Source organism: Actinoplanes sp. NPDC049599, from assembly GCF_044465625.1.
Classification (GTDB): Bacteria; Actinomycetota; Actinomycetes; order Mycobacteriales; family Micromonosporaceae; genus Actinoplanes.
In genome coordinates this window covers 1-17,902 of record NZ_JBITLX010000039.1, presented here as the reverse complement: position 1 = coordinate 17,902, position 17,902 = coordinate 1, and the positions used below count along the sequence as shown (strand labels likewise).

The following is a 17,902-nucleotide window of genomic DNA, read 5'->3' as shown; positions in this document are numbered from 1 at the left end:
TGTGCGGTACCACTGGGCGCGCGTTTGGCCGGCCTTTCCGGCAGCGCTTTACAAGGAGACGAAATGGCGAAGGCCCTCTACGGCCACGTAGGTGCGGCGCCCGACCGGCGCCTGCTCGACGAGGTCACCCGACTGCGTTCCAGGGTGCAGGCTCTGGAGTTCGAGATCACCCGCCTGCGGGCGGAGAACGATCGTCTCGCGGCTGCCGCCGCGGAGGCAGACGATCTTCTGCGGCTGACCGAGCCGGCGCTGACCTGAGCTCCACCGGGCGCCGTGACCCGGCGTCCACATCCCCTCGCATCACGTGACGCACCCCGCAAAAGCGCGCCTCCACACACAGTGGCGGCGCGCATCTTTTTGCTCCTTCTTCGTCCGCACGGCTCGTCAATTCGGACAAACGAGTCGGAGAGGCCCGAGACCGGCATTATCCGGGACGCGCGGCGTACGCGGACATGGCGCTCACCTGCGGGTAACCTGCTGACCAGCAGACCACCGCCGACCCCCGGAGATCCGTGCACCTCAAGAGCCTGACGGTGAAGGGCTTCAAGTCCTTCGCCTCCGCTACGACGCTGCGGCTGGAGCCGGGCATCACCTGTGTGGTGGGCCCCAACGGCTCCGGCAAGTCCAACGTCGTCGACGCCATCGCCTGGGTCCTCGGCGAGCAGGGCGCCAAGGCGTTGCGCGGCGGGAAGATGGAGGACGTCATCTTCGCGGGCACCGCCGGGCGGGCCCCGCTGGGCCGCGCCGAGGTGACGCTGACGATCGACAACGGCGACGGCGCCCTGCCGATCGACTACACCGAGGTCTCGATCACCCGCCGGATGTTCCGCTCCGGCGAGAGCGAGTACGAGATCAACGGCAGCTCCTGCCGGCTGCTCGACATCCAGGAACTGCTCAGCGACTCCGGCATCGGCCGGGAGATGCACATCATCGTCGGCCAGGGCCGGCTCGACGCGATGCTGCACGCCAAGCCCGAGGACCGCCGCGCCTTCATCGAGGAGGCGGCCGGCGTCCTCAAGCATCGCAAGCGCAAAGAGAAGGCGATCCGCAAGCTCGACGCGATGCAGACCAACCTCAACCGGCTCACCGACCTCACCGCCGAGCTGCGCCGCCAGCTCAAGCCGCTGGGCAAGCAGGCCGAGGTGGCCCGCCGCGCCGCCGGCATCCAGGCCGACCTGCGCGACGCCCGGCTGCGGCTGCTAGCCGACGACCTGCACACGCTGCGGACCACGCTGGACAAGGAGATCGCCGACGAGTCGGCGATGCGGGACCGGCGCCAGCAGGTCGAGGAGGAGAACCGCGAGATCCAGCGCTGGCTGGCCGACCTCGAGGCCGCGCACGCCGAGGACGCACCGCTGCTGGCCGCCGCCCAGGACACCTGGTACAAGCTCTCCGCCCTGCAGGAACGCTTCCGCTCCACCGAGCAGCTGGCCAGCGAGCGGCTGCGGCACCTCGCCGCGGCGCCCGACGACGAGCGGACCGGCCGCGACCCGGACCAGCTCGAGGCCGAGGCCGAGCGGGTCCGCGAGCAGGAGGAGGAGCTGCGCGAGGCCCTCACCGACGACCAGATGCGGCTGGCCGAGGCGGTCGAGCACCGCCAGGAGCTGGAACGGCAACTGCTCCAGGCGGAGGGTGCCCTGCGGGCGGCCGCGAAGGCGATCGCGGACCGGCGCGAGGGGCTGGCCAAGCTCACCGGCAACGTGAACGCGGCTCGGGCCCGTACCGGAAGCGCGGCCGAGGAGATCGAGCGGCTCGCCGTCGCGCACAACGACGCGCTCACCCGGGCCGAGGCCGCCCAGGCCGAGGTCGACGCGGTGTCCGCGGAGTCCACCGAGGCCGATCGCGACAACGCCGACCTCGACGAACGGCACGCCGAGGCGGTCGCCGCGCACGATCGGGCCGCCGCCGTCGTCCGGGAGCTCTCCGACGCCGAACGCGCCGCCGAGAAGGACGCCGCGAGCTGGAAGGCCCGCGAGGAGGCGCTCGCGCTCGGGCTGCGCCGCAAGGACGGCGCCGGCGCGCTGCTCGGCAAGGCCGACCAGATCCCCGGCCTGCTCGGCAGCCTCGCCTCGATGCTCACCGTGCGCCCCGGCCACGAGGCCGCGCTCGCGGCGGCGCTCGGCGTGCTCGCCGACGCGGTCGCCCTCACCGGCATCGACGAGGCCGTCGAGGCCATGCGGACCCTCAAGATCGCCGACGCCGGGCGGGCCGCGCTCGTGGTCGCCGGCCCGGCCGCGCCGGGCATGCAGGGCCCGCTCGACACCCTGCGGCCGGCGCTGCCCGAGGGCGCGATCTGGGCGCCCGACGTCATCGACTGCCCCGACACCATCCGCCCCGCGCTCAACCGGGCGTTGCGTGACGTCGTGCTGGTCACCGACCTCGCCGCCGCGACCCGCCTGGTCGCGCAGAACGCCGAGCTGCGCGCGGTCACCCCCGACGGCGACGTGCTCGGCGCACACGCCGCGGCCGGCGGTTCCGGCAAGGCCACCAGCTACATCGAGGTGCAGGCCGCGGTCGACGAGGCCCGGGCCAACCGGGAGACCGCCGAAGAGCTGATCCAGGTGCTCAAGGGCCGGCTCGCCGACGCCCGCGCCGAGGTCGCCGAGCTCAAGGAGGCGGTGACCGTCGCGGCCGCCGCCAAGCGGGCCGCCGAGGGCGAACGCAACGCCGCCGCCCGCCGGCTGGCCGAGCTCGGCGCCGCCGCCCGGTCCGCCAAGGCCGAGTCGGAGCGCCTCGGCGCCTCCCGGCAGAAGGCCGAGGCCAACCGCGACCGGGACCTCGCCGGGCTGACCGAGCTGGAGGAGCGGCTGCGGCTGGCCGAGGCCACCCCGATCGACGAGGAGCCGTCCACCGAGGAACGCGACACCCTCTCCGCCCTGGTCCCGCAGGCCCGGCAGAACGAGATGGAGGTGCGGCTGGCCGTCCGCACCGCCGAGGAGCGGGTCTCCTCGATCGCCGGCCGGGCCGATTCGCTGCTGCGCCAGGCCACCCAGGAACGCCAGGCCCGCGAGCGCGCGGCCGCCCGCCGGGCCGCCCGGGCCCGCGGCGCGGAGATCGCCAAGGCGGTCGCCCTGGGCGCCGCCGCCGCGATGTCCCGGGTCGCGGTCTCGCTGGCCACGGCCGTCGAGGCCCGCGACGCGCTGGCCCGCGCCCGGACCGCCCGCGAGGCCGAGCTGCAGGAGGTACGCGCCACCGCCAAGCGCCTGGTCGCCGAGCTGGAGCGGCTCACCAACGAGGTGCACCGAGACGAGGTGGCCCGCGCCGAGCAGCGGCTGCGGATCGAGCAGTTGGAGGCGAAGGCGGCCGAGGACTTCTCCCTCGACGTCGACACCCTGGTCGCCGAGTACGGCCCCGACCAGCTCGTGCCGCCCACCCAGGCGGAGACGGCGCAGGCGGAGAAGGACGGCAAGCAGCTGCCCGAGCCGGTGCCGTTCCACCGGCCGACCCAGGAGAAGCGCGCCAACAAGGCGGAACGCGACCTGGCGCTGCTCGGCAAGGTCAACCCGCTGGCCCTGGAGGAGTTCGCCGCGCTGGAGGAGCGCTTCAAGTTTCTCTCCGACCAGCTGGAGGACCTCAAGGCCACCCGCAAGGACCTGCTCACCGTGGTCAAGGACGTCGACGACCGGATCCTGGAGGTCTTCACCTCGGCCTTCGAGGACACCGCGCGCGAGTTCCAGGGTGTGTTCCAGGTGCTCTTCCCGGGCGGCGAGGGCCGGCTGGTGCTGACCGACCCCGAGGACATGCTGACCACCGGCGTCGAGGTCGAGGCCCGCCCGCCGGGCAAGAAGATCAAGCGGCTGTCGCTGCTCTCCGGCGGCGAGCGCTCGCTGACCTCGGTCGCCATGCTCGTGGCGATCTTCCGGGCCCGGCCCAGCCCCTTCTACATCATGGACGAGGTCGAGGCGGCCCTCGACGACGTCAACCTGGGGCGGTTGATTACGCTCTTCCAGCAGCTGCGGGAGAAGAGCCAGCTGCTGATCATCACGCACCAGAAGCGCACGATGGAGGTCGCCGACGCCCTCTACGGCGTCACCATGCGTGCCGGCGTCACCCAGGTCATCAGCCAGCGGCTGAACCGAGAACCGGAGGACTAGACCCTCATGCTCCGCCAACCCGCCCGGGCCATGCTCATCGACCTGGACGGCGTCCTGCGCCGCTGGGACCCCACGGTGCCGGCGGCGGTGGAGGAGTCGTACGGGCTGGCGCCGGGCACCCTGCTGAGCACGGCGATGTCCTGGGACCTGCTGCGCCCGGCGGTGGCCGGCGAGATCACCGACGCCGAGTGGATGCACCTGGTGGCGACCCGCCTGCCGCTGCCGGAGGAGGACGCGAAGCGGGCGGTCATCGAGTGGCAGCAGCACCGCGGCACGGTCGACCCGGAGGTGCTGGCCTTCGTCCGGGACGTGCGGGCGGCGGGCCGGCCGGTGGGCCTGGCCACCAACGCGACCGACCTGCTCCGCGGCGACCTGGACCGGCTCGGTCTGACCGCGGAGTTCGACGCGGTGGTCAGCTCCTACGAGCTGAAGGTGCACAAGCCGGCGCCGGAGTTCTTCGAGCGGGCCTGCGCGGCGCTGGACGAGGAACCGCCGTGGGTGCTCTTCGTCGACGACGACGACCGTGCGGTGCGGGGCGCGCGGGTGGCGAAGCTGCCGTCGTTGCGGTGGAGCGGGCCGCAGGACATCCCTTATCTGCGCAAGGCGCTGGCGCTCCCCGCTTGACCGGCGGCGGTCGACATGTCGGTTTCGGGTCCGCGACGTAGGCTGGCCGCGGCTGAGAGGATGTCGATGCGAAAGACGCTGCTCGGGGCGGCTGTGCTCGTGCTCGCCCTGCCGGGGTGTGCCGCGGATGCCGGCTCCCCGGAGCCCGGGCCGGCCGCACCCACCGCGCCGCCGCCGGCCTCGGCTGCCCCCGGCGGTCCGTCCGCGGACCCCTCGGCGGTGGCCGGCGCCACCTCCGGCATCGGCGGTGCACCCGCGCCGGCCGGCGCGCTGGACGGCAAGCGCCAGGTCTTCTTCCTGCCCCGGCTCAACGACAACGAGCTGCCCGACTCCGTGCTGGCGGTCACCGCCGCCGGCCGGATCCAGGTGACCGACGATTACGCCGACGGGGCGCTCTTCGTGCCGGTGCCGAAGAGCCGCGGCGCGAAGGAACGGCTCATCAAGACCGGCGCGCTGCGCGGCGGGGGCAAGCCCTTCTGCCTGCAGGTCAGCAGCAACGGCGCGGAGCCGCTCACCGTCGTGACCGCGGCGTGCGACACCGCCGAGCCGACCCAGCTCTTCACCTTCGAGGCGACCGGCCAGGACGGCGACGGCCAGCCGGTCTACTCGGTGCGCAACCGGGACGCCTTCCTGCAGTGGCACCCGCTGGACGGGATCGGGCTGGTCGCCGAGGAGCTGGGCGACTCCCGGCTCGAGACCACCTTCACCCTGCTGGACCAGGGCGCCGCCCGCCTGCCCAAGGCGGGCTGACCGCCGGCGCACCGGTCACTCGCCGGTCTGGCCGTCGATCCGCTCGCGGAGCAGGTCGGCGTGGCCGTTGTGGCGGGCATACTCCTCGATCATGTGCAGGTAGACCCAGCGGACGCTCACCGCCGGGCGGCGCTCGGTGGCGAACTCGTGCTCCAGCGAGACCCCGGCCACCGCCGCGCGGGCCGCCTCGATCTCCGCGAGGAAGGCGGCGTGGTCGGCCTGCGCGTCCGCCTCCGCCACGTCGTCGAAGTCGCCGTCCACGTTGGTCTCGGAGCAGTAGAGGGCCGGCAGCTGCCCGCCGGCCGCTTGCACGCGGAACCAGCCGCGCTCCACCTCGGTCATGTGGCGCAGCAGGCCCAGCAGGGACAGCGTCGACGGCTCGACCGAGCGGAGCTTGAGCTGCTCGGCGGTCAGGCCGGCGCACTTGACCAGCAGGGTCTGCCGGTGCAGGTCGAGCCAGCCCTCGAGCATGGCGCGCTCGGCGCCGATCATGGGTTCCACCACACGTTGCGCCGCTGGGGCGATCCAGGAAGTCACGCAGACATCCTGGCGCACCCCTACGACATTTTTCAGGCGTCGCGCAGGTGGACGTCGGCGACGGTGATCAGCTCGCCGTCCTTGGTGGTGCCCTCGACGCGGACGTCCGCCTGCGTCCCCGAGTGCCGCAGCGTGCTCACCGCGTTGCCGAAGTACGGCCCCGCCAGCCGCTTCCAGCGCACCGCCGGCCGCCGCACCCCGCTGGTCCGGGCCACCGCGCGGACGGCCTTCGCCGCCAGCCGCGACCAGCTGAAGCGCATCAGCGGCCGCATCACCACCGGCACCTGGTTGTGGATCGGTGAGCAGGTCAGCTGGTGCACCGGCGTCGCCACGGCCGGGCCCAGGTCGGCCCGGGCCACATACGAGTGGTGCACATCGCCGGAGAGCACGCTGATCGATGCCGGTGCCGCGTACGCCCCGCCGGCGCCCACCCGGTGGCCCGGCGCCTCCGGGCCGCCCTCGCCCAGGCGCCGGAACAGCTCGGTGAGCGCGGCGAAGGAGCGGGAGAACGCCGCCCAGTGTTCCAGGTCGAACGCCCGGCGGATCCGTTCCGCGACCGCCGCGCGCCGGGGGCCGGCCGAGTCGGCGAGGCGCTCGTTCCAGGCCTCGAGGTGGTGGATCGCGGGTGGCATCAGCCACGGCAGGGACGAGCCGACCACCAGATGGTCGTAGTCGCCGTGCGCCTGGTCGACGAACCAGCCCCACTCGGCCGCGGGCAGCATCTCCCGGCGGCCCGGGGTGAGCACCCGGTTGCACCGGTTGTCGAGCATGACCAGCCGGGTGCGGCCCACGTCGAGGGCGAAACTCCACTGGTAGGGCCGGTCCGTGTTCTCCGCCGAGGTCGGCTTGTCCACCGACAGCCCGAAGTCGTGCAGCAGTGACGTCGCGTCCTCGACCGAGGTGATCTTGGCCAGCAGCGGGTCGGCGGCCAGCTCGTCCGGGCTCATGTTGCCCAGGTGCTGGTAGACCCAGTAGGAGGCCAGGCCGCTGGCGATCCGCTCGGACCACCACGGCTGCGACGACATGTCCCGGCGCCAGGACGCCGAGGTGTTCCAGTCGTCGATGATCTCGTGGTCGTCGAAGATCATCACGGTCGGCACGGTGGCCAGCAGCCAGCGCACCTCGGGGTCGCGCCACGACTCCAGGTAGAGCTTGGTGTACTCGTCGAACGAGACCACCTCGTCGGCCGGGCCGTCGTGCCCGGCCGGGCGGCGCCGGCGCAGGAAGCGGCGGACCTTGGCCGAGGTCTTGTCCGCGTACACCTGGTCGCCCAGCAGCACGATGAGGTCGGGGCGCAGCTCCGGTGAGCGGGGATCGGTCATCAACCGACGGGAGAACGCGTCCAGCGCGTCCGGCGGCAGCTTGCGCCCGGTGGCCTCCGGGGTGGCCTCGCGGCAGGAGCCGAAGATCATGCTGACCGGCTGGCCGGCGTCCGCGGCCGCGCGGGTGGCGATCACGCTCGGCGGGTACGGCGATTCCGGCTGCGGCCACACCTGCCGGTCGTCGAGCCACACCTGATACTCGTTCGCGGAGCCCGGCACCAGGCCGGACACGATCACGATGGCGTAGTGGTGGCCGTACCCGGAGAAGGTCTGCGCGGTGCCGGCGCCGCCGCCGGCGACCTCGACCCGCACCCGGGCCGGCGCGGTGGTCTCCACCCAGATCGTGGCCCGGTCGCCCACGACGCGGCGGAGCACGGGACCGATCAGCAGGTGGGCGGTCAACGGATCACCGGGTGGCGCGACATGCTGCCATCCTCCCCAGCGACCAGGATTTTCGCCAGCGTGCGCAGAGATACGGCAAGGTCACCCGGCGTGGCCGGGGGACAGGGGCGGGTGCCGCGACGCCCCTGCGGCACATCTGTCAGGATTTCGGAATGGAATACGTGGTCGCCTCCCTCATCCTGCTGGCGGTGCTGGTGGTCGGGGCCATCGGTCTGGTGGTGCCCCGGCGCCGCAGGCGCGAGCTGCCGCCGCCGACCGGTGGGTCTGCCACCACGACGCTCGAGCGCCCCCCGGCCGAGGCCGAGGAGCCGGTCCTCCCGCCGCTGCCCGACGAGCTGCCGCCGCTGGTGCAGGCGCCGGTGCTGGAGAAGCCGGAGCCGACCGCGGGTCGCCTGGTGCGGCTGCGGGCCCGGCTCAGCCGCTCGCAGAACCTGCTCGGCAAGGGCCTGCTCAGCGTGCTCTCCCGCGACCACCTCGACGAGGACGCGTGGGAGGAGATCGAGGACAGCCTGATCTCCGCCGACGTCGGCGTGGAGGCCACCCAGGCCCTGGTCGCGCGGCTGCGGGAGCGGGTCCGGGTGCTGGGCACCCGGACCGTGGCCGAGGTGCGCGAGCAGCTGGCCGCGGAGCTCACCGCCGCGCTCGAGCCGGAGCTGGACCGCAGCCTGCGCACCGCGCCGCACGACGGCCGGCCCGCGGTGCTGCTGGTGGTCGGCGTCAACGGCGCCGGCAAGACCACCACCTGCGGAAAGATCGCCCGGGTGCTGATCGCCGACGGCCGCACCGTGGTGCTCGGCGCGGCCGACACCTTCCGGGCCGCGGCCGCCGAGCAGCTCGCCACCTGGGGTGAGCGGGTCGGTGCCGAGACGGTCCGCGGCCCCGAGGGCGGCGACCCGGCCAGCGTGGCGTTCGATGCGGTCAAGCGGGGCATCGACACCGGGATCGACACCGTGCTGATCGACACCGCCGGCCGGCTGCAGAACAAGGTCGGTCTGATGGACGAGCTGGGCAAGGTCAAGCGGGTGGTGGAGAAGCACGGCCCGGTCGACGAGACGCTGCTCATCCTGGACGCCACCACCGGGCAGAACGGCCTGGAGCAGGCCCGGGTGTTCACCGACGTGGTGGACGTCACCGGCGTGGTGCTCACCAAGCTGGACGGCACCGCCAAGGGCGGCATCGTCATCGCGGTCCAGAACAAGCTGGGTATCCCGGTGAAACTGGTCGGTCTGGGCGAGGGCCCGGACGACCTGGCGCCGTTCGAGCCCGCCGCCTTCGTCGAGGCCCTGCTTGGCACCGACGCGTAGTCTCGGAGGCGGTAAGCCGGTACCGCGGGGCACTGTCAGGGGAGGTTGTGGGTGACGCAGGAGCGCGAGATCCCCCTCCACGGCGGCAACGTCAGCACGGTCTCGAAGCTCGGTGACACTGTCCGTCGTAACGCCGGCCCGTGGACCCCGGCAGTGCACTCGTTGCTCAACCATCTGCAGCGGGTGGGCTTCACCGGGTCGCCGCACGCCCTGGGCATGGACGACCGCGGCCGTGAAGTGCTGTCGTACCTCGACGGCGAGTGCGGCGAGTATCCGCTGGCCCCGCACTGGACGACCGAGGAAGCGCTGGTCACGGTCGCCACGATGCTGCGCATGTTCCACGACGCGCAGTACGGCTTCCAGCCCCCGCCCGGCGCGGTCTGGCGCTCGTTCGGCCCGCCGCCGCCGGACACCGAGGTGATCTGCCACCACGACGCCGCCCCGCACAACGTGGTCTGGCGCCCCGACGGCACGCTGGCGCTGATCGACTTCGACCTGGCCTCGCCCGGCGCGCGGATCTACGACGTCGCATACGCGGCCTGGACCTGGGTGCCGTTGTTCAGCGACCGGGACTCCTACACGCTGGGCTGGAAGCGGCCCAACCGGCCGCGCCGGCTGCGGCTGTTCGCGGACGCGTACGGGCTGATCCCGCGGGACCGGCACCGGCTGGTCCGGACCATCCGCAAGCGGATCGTGGACCACGTCGAGGGCATCCGGCGGATGGCGGCGGCCGGCGACCCGGCGTTCGTCCGCATCGTGCACAAGGGCCACCTGCGCCGCCCGATGCGTGATCTCCGGCTGCTCGATTACGAGCGGCACACCCTGGAGTACGCGCTCCGGTAACACGTTTGTGGTCTTGTTGCCCCAGTTCACGGGACTTCGTCCCAGGCACTGTGAGAGTTTCTTCACACGTACGAAACAACCCGTCACGTGTCGGAAATCGCGCGTAGACCGTGCGCGAAACAGCGGAGCGGAAGGCTTCCGCCCGAACCGGCCAACAGGCGACGCTGCCCCGTGGCCGTGTGGGAGGACACCTTTATCCGAGAGGAGGCAGCGTGGAGATCAACACCGGCAATACAGCCTGGTTGCTCCTGTCGTCTGCGCTCGTTCTGCTTATGACTCCGGGCCTGGCGCTGTTCTACGGTGGCCTCAACCGGTCCAAGGGCGTACTGAACATGATGATGATGAGCTTCTCCTGTATGGGGCTCATCTCAGTGTTGTGGGTCATCTACGGCTTCACCCTGGCGTTCGGCACCAACGACAGCTCCGGCCTCAACAACGTGATCGGCAGCTTCAGCCAGTACTTCGGTACCGGCACCGCGACCATCACCGAGGAGTGGCTCTTCCTCGGCGCCGGCACGGGCATCCCCACGTACGCGATCATGGTCTTCCAGATGATGTTCGCCATCATCACCGTCGCCCTGATCAGCGGCGCCGTCTCCGACCGGATGAAGTTCGGCGGCTGGATCCTCTTCGCGTTCGCCTGGTTCACCCTGGTCTACGTCCCGGTCGCGCACTGGGTGTGGGGCGGTGGCTGGATCGGCGGCAAGCTGCACGCGCTCGACTTCGCCGGTGGCACGGCGGTGCACATCAACGCCGGTGCCGCCGCGCTCGGCCTGATCCTGGTCCTCGGCAAGCGCGCCGGTTGGCCCCGGGAGACCTTCAAGCCGCACAACGTGCCGTTCGTCGCCCTGGGCGCCGGCCTGCTGTGGTTCGGCTGGTTCGGCTTCAACGCCGGCTCCGAGCTGACCGTGGACGGCACCACCGTCTTCGCGTTCGTCAACACCCAGGTGGCCACGGGCGCCGCGGTGCTCGGCTGGATCATCGTGGAGTGGCTCCGCGACGGCAAGCCCACGCTGGTCGGCGCCTCGTCCGGCGCGGTGGCCGGCCTGGTCGCCATCACCCCGGCCTGTGGTTTCATCGCGCCGCTGCCCGCGGTCGTGGTCGGTCTCATCGCCGGTGCGGTCTGCGCCCTGGCCGTGAGCCTGAAGTACAAGCTGGGCTACGACGACTCGCTCGACGTGGTCGGTGTGCACTTCGTCGGTGGCTGGATCGGCTCGCTGTCGATCGGCTTCTTCGCCACCGCGCAGGTCAACTCGGCCATCAACGGCGACCCGGGTCTGGGCGCCACCGAGGGCCTGTTCTACGGCGGCGGCCTGGGCCAGCTCGGCCGGCAGTTCGTCGCCAGCGCGGCGGTCACCGTCTACTCGCTGGTGATCGCGGCACTCATCGCCTTCGTGATCAAGGCCGTCAAGGGCCTGCGCGTCAGCGAGGAGGCGGAGATCACCGGTATCGACGTCGCCGAGCACGCCGAGAGCGCGTACGACAACTCGCCCTCCACGGGCTCTGGTAGCGCCTTCGCCATGGCCGGGATCTCGCCGGCGGGTAACACTGACGGAAAGCCTTCCGTCAGTGAAAAGGTTGCCGGTTAATTTCCGCTGATGGCTGCGATGGAGGGACTGAGCATGAAGCTGGTGACCGCGGTCATCAAGCCGTACCAGCTCGACGCGGTGAAGGAGGCTCTGCACGCGCTCGGCGTGGCGGGCCTGACCGTGAGCGAGGTACAGGGGTACGGACGGCAGAAGGGGCACACCGAGGTCTACCGGGGTGCCGAATACACGGTGGAGTTCCTGCCCAAGATCAAGGTTGAGGTGCTGACCGACGAGATCGACGTCGAGAAGGTCGTCGACGCCGTGATCACCTCGGCCCGGACCGGCAAGATCGGTGACGGCAAGGTCTGGGTGACGCCCGTCGAGGACGTCGTCCGGGTCCGCACCGGCGAGCGCGGCCTCGACGCGCTCTGATCGCCGACAAGTGAATTACGTGGTCAGTGAGCCGTCGGCGGCACCCCAGGTGCCGTCCGGCGGCTCGCCGGCCACCCTGCGCGACCACCTCGGCGCTGCCGCCCGGTCCGACCGGGCGGCAGCGCTGGACGCGTGGCTGGCCTCGATGTTCCCCAACCACCTGCCCGGCGTCAGCCTGGTCGCGGTCGGCGGCCTGGGCCGGCGCGACTGCGCGCCGTACAGCGACCTGGACCTGGTGCTGCTGCACAACGGGACGGCCGGCATCGACCGGATCGCCGCCGCCCTCTGGTATCCCATCTGGGACGCCCGGCTCGGCCTGGACCACTCCGTCCGCACCCTGCCCGAGGCGCTCTCCGTCGCCCACGACGACGTCAAGGTCTCGCTCGGCCTGCTGGACGCCCGGCACATCGCCGGTGACGCCGCGTTGTCCGCCGAGCTGATCGCCGCCACCTCCGACCAGTGGCGGCGCACCGCAGTACGCCTGCTGCCGCAGCTCAAGGAGCTCACCAGCACCCGCTGGGCCACCCACGGCGAGCTGGCCTTCCTGCTGGAGGGCGACCTCAAGGAGGCCGCCGGCGGCCTGCGTGACCTGACCATCCTGCGCGGCATCGGCCGGGCCGGTGTCGCCGACACCATGCGCCCCGCGGTCCGCGCCGCCAACCTGCGGCTGCTCGACACCCGGGATGCCCTGCACCTCGCCGTCGGCCGCCGGGTGGACCGGCTGGTCGCCCAGGAACGGGCCGCGGTCGCCGAGCTGGTCGAGGTCGACGACGGCGACGCCCTGCTGCGCCGGGTGGCCGGCGACGCCCGGACCATCGCGCACGCCCTGGACGACGCCTGGCGCGCGGCCGACCGGCTGCGCAGCGGCCGCCGCCGGGGCACCCCGGCCGGGGTGCCGGCCCGCCGCCCGGTCGCCCGCGACGTGGTCGAGCAGGACGGCGAGCTGGTGCTGGCCCGCACCGCGATCGGCCCGGTCCCGGACCCCAGCCTGTCGCTGCGGATCGCCGCCGCGGCCGCGACCGTGCGGCTGCCGATCGCCCGCGCCACCTGCGAGTGGCTGGCTGCCTTCTGCCCGCCGCTGCCCACCCCGTGGCCGCCCGCGGCCCGCGCCGCGCTGATCTCGCTGCTCGGCTCCGGCCAGGGCCTGCTGCCCACCTGGGAGGCCTGCGACCGGTACGGCCTGATCGACGCCTGGCTCCCCGAGTGGGCCCGGGTCCGCAGCCTCCCGCAGCACCACCCGATCCACCGCTTCACCCTGGACCGGCACCTGGTCCAGGCGGCGTACGAGGCCAGCGCCTACACCCGCGAGGTGGACCGCCCCGACCTGCTGCTGATCGGCGCCTTCCTGCACGACATCGGCAAAGGCCTGCCCGGCGACCACAGCATCGTCGGCGCCCCGATCGCCGCCGAGATCGCCGTCCGGATCGGCTTCCCGCCCGCGGACGTCGCCACCGTGGAGAAGCTGGTCCGGCTGCACCTGCTGCTGCCCGACGTGGCCACCCGCCGGGACCTCAGCGACCCGGTCACCATCACCACGGTCGCCGAGGCGGTCGGCGACACCGGCACCCTGGACCTGCTGCACGCGCTGGCCCGGGCCGACTCGCACGCCACCGGGCCGGCCGCCTGGTCGGACTGGAAGGGCCGGCTGATCGCCGAGTTGGTCAGCCGGGTGCACACCGCCCTGGACACCGGCGCGCTGCCCGAGCCGCCCGAGCCCGACCCGGAGCTGCTCGACGGCGACCTGCCCGCCGTACACCTGGACGGTGACGTGGTCGCGGTGGCCGCGGCCGACCGCCGGGGCCTGCTCTCCTCGGTGGCCGCGTGCCTGGCCATGCACCGCCTCGACGTGATCGGGGCGGACGCCTCCGCGGTCGACGGCCGGGCCATCGTCGAGTTCCGCACCCAGCCGCGGTACGGCTCCCCGGCGGACCCGGTGGCGCTCGCCGCCGACCTGCGCCGGGTGGCGGCCGGCGACGTCTCGGTGACCCAGCGGCTGCGGGCCCGGGCGATGTCCGCCCGCGGCGGCGCGGCGCCCCGGGTGGTCTGGCACCGCGCGGCGGCCACCGACGCGGTGGTGCTGGAGCTGCGCGCGGCCGACTCCGCGGGCCTGCTCTTCCGGGTGGCGACGGCGCTGGACGAGGCCGGCGCGGTGGTGCGCGCCGCCCGCATCTCCACCCTGGGCAGCGACGTGGTGGACGCGTTCTACCTGGTCGGAGCCTGGGCCGACGCCTCCGAACGGGACCGCGTGGAGGCGGCGATCCTCGCCGCGGTCTGAAGGCCGTCACCTCGATCGGGTTGCTGCCGTTGCGCCTAGCGACATCCAGGGCGTACGCGAATGAGGTCTGTTGCCGCATGGGGGAGACACCCGGTCTGCTCGACGACTACCTGCGCGTCGCCCGTTACCACGTCCGGCTGGCCGTGCCGCCGACCGCGATCCGGATCCGGTCGCTGGACGCGCGGCTGCTGCTGGCCCGTTCCGGGCTGGGTGAGTCTCTTGCGTCGTACGCCGACCTGCTCGCCGCCGCGCGGGCCGGGGACGCACGCTGGCTCCGCAGCCGCCGCCGGGAGGTGAAGCCGGCCGTGCTCGCCGGGCTGGCGCAGACGCTCGCGCAGCAGGAGATGCTGCCGGAGGACCGGACCGACGCGCTGGCCCTGTACGAGCTGATCCGCGTCGCGCTCGGTGCCGGCGCGCTGCCCGCCGCCCACCAGGGCCTGCACGTCCAGCTCGCGCTGGCCTGGCAGGGGGCGGCGCAGGCCCGGCTGCTGCTGGCGGCGTACCGGCAGGTCGGTGACAGTGTGCGCGCCGACCTGGAGCTGGACCTCGCCAACCCGTTCGCCGGCGACGGCCAAATGATCGGCTGGCTGACCGCGTTCCGCAAGCTGCTGCCCGAGCCGCCGCTGGCGCTGGAGCACAAGGCCGGGGTGCGGCCGTTCGACCGGCTGACCGTCGCCACGGCCGTCGCGGGTGTTGACGAGCCGCAGCGCGTCTCGGTTGTCGTCACCGCGTTCCGCCCCGACGAGGGCCTGATCACGGCGGTGCGGTCGATCCTGGACCAGTCCTGGCGCAACACCGAAGTGATCATCGTGGACGACGCCTCGCCGCCGGAGTACGACGCCGTGCTGGCCCGGGCGATGGCGCTGGGCGGGCGGATCCGGCTGGTCAAGCAGCCGGTCAACCGGGGCACGTACGAGGCACGCAACGCCGGGCTGGACGCCGCCGAGGGTGAGTTCGTGGCGTTCCAGGACTCCGACGACTGGTCCCATCCGCGCCGGCTGGAACTCCAGGTCCGGCCGTTGCTGGCGGACCGCGGCCTGGTCGCCACCACCTCCGACGGCCTCGGTGTCTCCGAGGAGCTGCTGGTGACCCGGCCCGGGGTGCGGCGCAGCCGGTTCAACCCGTCCTCGCTGCTGTTCCGGCGCACCCAGGTGATGGGCCGGCTGGGCTACTTCGACCCGGTCCGCAAGGCCGCCGACTCCGAGTACATCGGACGGATGCGGGCGGTCTTCGGCGAGCGGGCGGTGCGGCACCTCGACGGCTCCCGGCCGCTGGCGCTGATCCGGCTGACGCAGGGCTCGCTGTCGCGGTCCGAGATCCGGCCGTACTGGATGCACCCGGCGCGGACCGCGTACATGTCGGCGTACCAGCGCTGGCACTCGCGGATCGCCGCGCGGGCCGCCGATCCGCTGCGCCCGCGCGACGGCAGCCGCCGGCCCTTCGCCGCCCCCGACCACCTGCGGCTGGCCCGCGGCGAGGCCCCCGGACGGCCCGAGTACGACGTCGTGGTGGTCGCCGACTGGCGCTTCCTGCAGGGCCCGCAGCAGTCGGCGCTGCAGGAGATCCGCGCCCTGATCGCGCGCGGGCTGCGGGTCGCGGTGATGCAGCTCGAGTCGCTGCGCCCGCCGGCCAAGCGCCGCTGGCCGCTCTGCGGGCCGCTGCAGCAGCTGGTCAACGACGGCCGGGTGGACCAGGTGCTGCCGGGCGAGGAGAACCGGGCCGAGCTGATCATCGTGCGGCACGCGGCGGTGCTGCAGTTCCCGCCCGGCGACGAGTGCCTGCTGCGCGGGCGCCAGGTGCTGATCGTCGCCGACGAGGCGCCGGGGCGGCAGGGGGACGTGGACCGCCGGTACGTGGCCGCCGACTGCTCCCGGGCGGCGCTGCGGATGTTCGGCACCGAGCCGCTGTGGTGCCCGCAGGACCCGCAGGTGCGTGCCGTGCTGCGGGGCGAGACCGTGGAGCTGACGCCGTACGACCTGCCGGCCGTCGTGGACGGGGAACGGTGGGCGGCGCCGCGTGGCGGGGCCACCGGGCGGCCGGCCGTGATCGGCACCGACCTCAGCGACGAGGCGGTCTGGCCGGGGGACGTGCGGGCGGCGCTGACCGTCTACGACGAGATCGGCGCCGGGGACGTGCGGCTGCGGCTGCCGGACTGGCCGCGTACCGGATATCACCCGGGCGGTCCCCGGTCCCGGCTGGTCTACGAGGCCGCCGACCTGGACCTGCGGACCTTCGTCCACCAGCTCGACTTCTACCTGCACTTCCCGTGCCCGGACCGGATCGAGACGTTCTCCCGGCCCGCGCTGGAGGCGGCCGCGCTGGGCTGCGTCGTGCTGATGCCCGAACGGCACGCCGCCGTCTTCGGCGACGCCGCTCTCTACTGTGGACCGGGTGAGGCCGCGGCGCTGATCAAGCAGTACCACGCCGACCGCGAGCGCTACGCCGAGCAGAGCCGCCGGGCCCGCGCGGTGGTGGTCAAGGCGCACCACCCGCAGCTGTTCGTCGACCGGATCGCCGGCATCGTCACCGCGCCGCACCCGGTCGCCCCGGCCCAGCGCGGCGCGTTGATCGCCCGACCGTAACGACGGTGTCGCCGCGGGCGTTAGGGGATCGTGGTTGACCCGCGCCGGACCCGGCGCGCATGACTCTGGAGGTCCTTGGATGAGCAGCCTGGTCCAGTTCGGCGGTCGGCTGGCGGTGCGCCTGCGCAGCCTGACCCGCCCCCAGGCCGTGGTCCTCATGGCGATCCTGGCGCTCTGTGCCGGCGTCTGGTGGTCGGCGGCGGCGGGCCGGCCGGGTCTCGCGCTCTCGCTCGTGGCCGGGCTGCTGCTGGCCGTGCTGCTCGGGATCCTGCACCTGTCCCGCTGGATCGGCGGGGTGTACCGGGCGAACCAGCAGGCGCACCGGGACATCCGCACGGTGGTGGAGCAGATGCAGCGGCGGGTCGTCGCGACGGTGGAGAAGGAACGGCTCACCGCCGGCGACCGGCACCAGGACCTGACCCGGACCATCACCCGCGGGCTGCGGCAGAGCGGGCACGGCACGGACCTGCTGCTGCGTGCGCAGAGCCGGGAGATCGAGGCGCTGGTCCAGCTCTTCCAGCAGTTCACCCCGCGCGCGCCGATGCCGCCCTCCGGCGACTTCGCGCTGAACCCGACCGACCTGCTCGACCTGCTGCACCTGGTGCGGCTGCGGCAGCCCCGGCTCGTGGTGGAGCTGGGCAGCGGCACCTCGTCGGTGTGGCTGGCGTACGCGCTCGAGCAGTACGGCGGCAAGCTCGTCTCGCTCGACCACGACGCCGACTACGCCCGGCAGACCCGCACGATGCTGGCCGCGCACGGCCTCAACGCCGTCGCCGAGGTGCGCGACGCCCCGCTGCGCGAGCTCACCGCCAACGGCAAGACCTACCAGTGGTACGACGCCGACCAGCTGGCCGACCTGACCGGCATCGACTTCCTGCTGGTCGACGGCCCGCCCGCGGCCACCGGCCCGGACGCGCGCTACCCGGCCCTGTCCGTGCTCGCCGAGCGGCTCGCCGGCACGGCCACCGTGGTGTTGGACGACGCGAACCGGCAGGACGAGCGGGACGCCGTACGGCGGTGGACCGAGGAGGTGCCGGGGCTCACCGAGGAGCGGGTGCTGCTCGGGCGGCACGCGGTGCTGGCGTACTCGCGTACCGGAGCGCCGGTCAAGGTCTAGTGCTGCGCCGCGTTAGTTCGTCGTGGGTCATGCGGCTTTGAGTGGGGTGCCGTCGTAGGTCCATCGGTAGGGCTTGGCGGTGGTGTTCTTC

Annotated in this window: 13 protein-coding genes; 11 read left to right on the top strand and 2 right to left on the bottom strand. The window is 73.1% G+C overall.

All coding sequences use genetic code 11. The features are described from left to right. Positions 1–63 precede the first annotated feature (63 nt). The 4 genes from ACIBQZ_RS39420 to ACIBQZ_RS39405 all read left to right on the top strand — a co-directional run bounded on the left by ACIBQZ_RS39420 (position 64) and on the right by ACIBQZ_RS39405 (position 5,468). Entirely contained in the window at positions 64–258 is a 195-nt protein-coding gene (locus ACIBQZ_RS39420) for a hypothetical protein (protein ID WP_125804837.1), read from the top strand. 254 nt (positions 259–512) lie between these two features. Further along, positions 513–4,094 carry a chromosome segregation protein SMC gene (gene smc / locus ACIBQZ_RS39415; RefSeq protein WP_396094056.1) on the top strand — a complete coding sequence of 1,194 codons (3,582 nt, stop codon included), beginning with the start codon at positions 513–515 and terminating at the stop codon, positions 4,092–4,094. A 6-nt stretch (positions 4,095–4,100) separates the two neighbouring features. Then, on the top strand, positions 4,101–4,718 hold the full coding sequence (locus ACIBQZ_RS39410; protein WP_396094055.1) for an HAD family hydrolase: 618 nt from the start codon (positions 4,101–4,103) through the stop codon (positions 4,716–4,718). Positions 4,719–4,784: 66 nt separating this feature from the next. Continuing rightward, on the top strand, positions 4,785–5,468 hold the full coding sequence (locus tag ACIBQZ_RS39405) for a hypothetical protein (RefSeq protein WP_396094054.1): 684 nt from the start codon (positions 4,785–4,787) through the stop codon (positions 5,466–5,468). A gap of 15 nt (positions 5,469–5,483) precedes the next feature. On the opposite strand, the gene ACIBQZ_RS39400 is transcribed toward ACIBQZ_RS39405, so the two are convergent. Then, complete coding sequence (locus tag ACIBQZ_RS39400) at positions 5,484–5,960, bottom strand: DinB family protein (protein ID WP_396094105.1); 477 nt, start codon at positions 5,958–5,960, stop codon at positions 5,484–5,486. 77 nt (positions 5,961–6,037) lie between these two features. Next, positions 6,038–7,729, bottom strand: a complete 1,692-nt coding sequence (locus tag ACIBQZ_RS39395; protein WP_396094053.1) for an alkaline phosphatase D family protein — start codon at positions 7,727–7,729, stop codon at positions 6,038–6,040. A gap of 152 nt (positions 7,730–7,881) precedes the next feature. Here ACIBQZ_RS39395 and ftsY point away from each other — a divergent pair, with 152 nt between their 5' ends. From ftsY to ACIBQZ_RS39360, 7 genes are all read left to right on the top strand, one after another. Next, positions 7,882–9,033 carry a signal recognition particle-docking protein FtsY gene (ftsY, locus tag ACIBQZ_RS39390; protein ID WP_396094051.1) on the top strand — a complete coding sequence of 384 codons (1,152 nt, stop codon included), beginning with the start codon at positions 7,882–7,884 and terminating at the stop codon, positions 9,031–9,033. 45 nt (positions 9,034–9,078) lie between these two features. Beyond that, the gene (locus ACIBQZ_RS39385) at positions 9,079–9,876 is read left to right on the top strand and encodes a phosphotransferase (protein ID WP_396094050.1); all 798 of its coding nucleotides are present in this window, start codon (positions 9,079–9,081) and stop codon (positions 9,874–9,876) included. A 272-nt stretch (positions 9,877–10,148) separates the two neighbouring features. Continuing rightward, complete coding sequence (locus tag ACIBQZ_RS39380; RefSeq protein ID WP_396094049.1) at positions 10,149–11,465, top strand: ammonium transporter; 1,317 nt, start codon at positions 10,149–10,151, stop codon at positions 11,463–11,465. Positions 11,466–11,498: 33 nt separating this feature from the next. After that, complete coding sequence (locus ACIBQZ_RS39375) at positions 11,499–11,837, top strand: P-II family nitrogen regulator (RefSeq protein ID WP_396094104.1); 339 nt, start codon at positions 11,499–11,501, stop codon at positions 11,835–11,837. A gap of 49 nt (positions 11,838–11,886) precedes the next feature. Next, on the top strand, positions 11,887–14,112 hold the full coding sequence (locus tag ACIBQZ_RS39370; RefSeq protein ID WP_396094102.1) for a [protein-PII] uridylyltransferase: 2,226 nt from the start codon (positions 11,887–11,889) through the stop codon (positions 14,110–14,112). A gap of 77 nt (positions 14,113–14,189) precedes the next feature. Beyond that, a complete protein-coding gene (locus ACIBQZ_RS39365; protein ID WP_396094048.1) occupies positions 14,190–16,694 on the top strand; it encodes a glycosyltransferase in 2,505 nt (834 codons plus the stop codon). A 79-nt stretch (positions 16,695–16,773) separates the two neighbouring features. Then, positions 16,774–17,811: a class I SAM-dependent methyltransferase gene (locus tag ACIBQZ_RS39360; RefSeq protein ID WP_396094046.1), complete on the top strand. Its 1,038-nt coding sequence runs from the start codon at positions 16,774–16,776 to the stop codon at positions 17,809–17,811. Positions 17,812–17,902 lie beyond the last annotated feature (91 nt).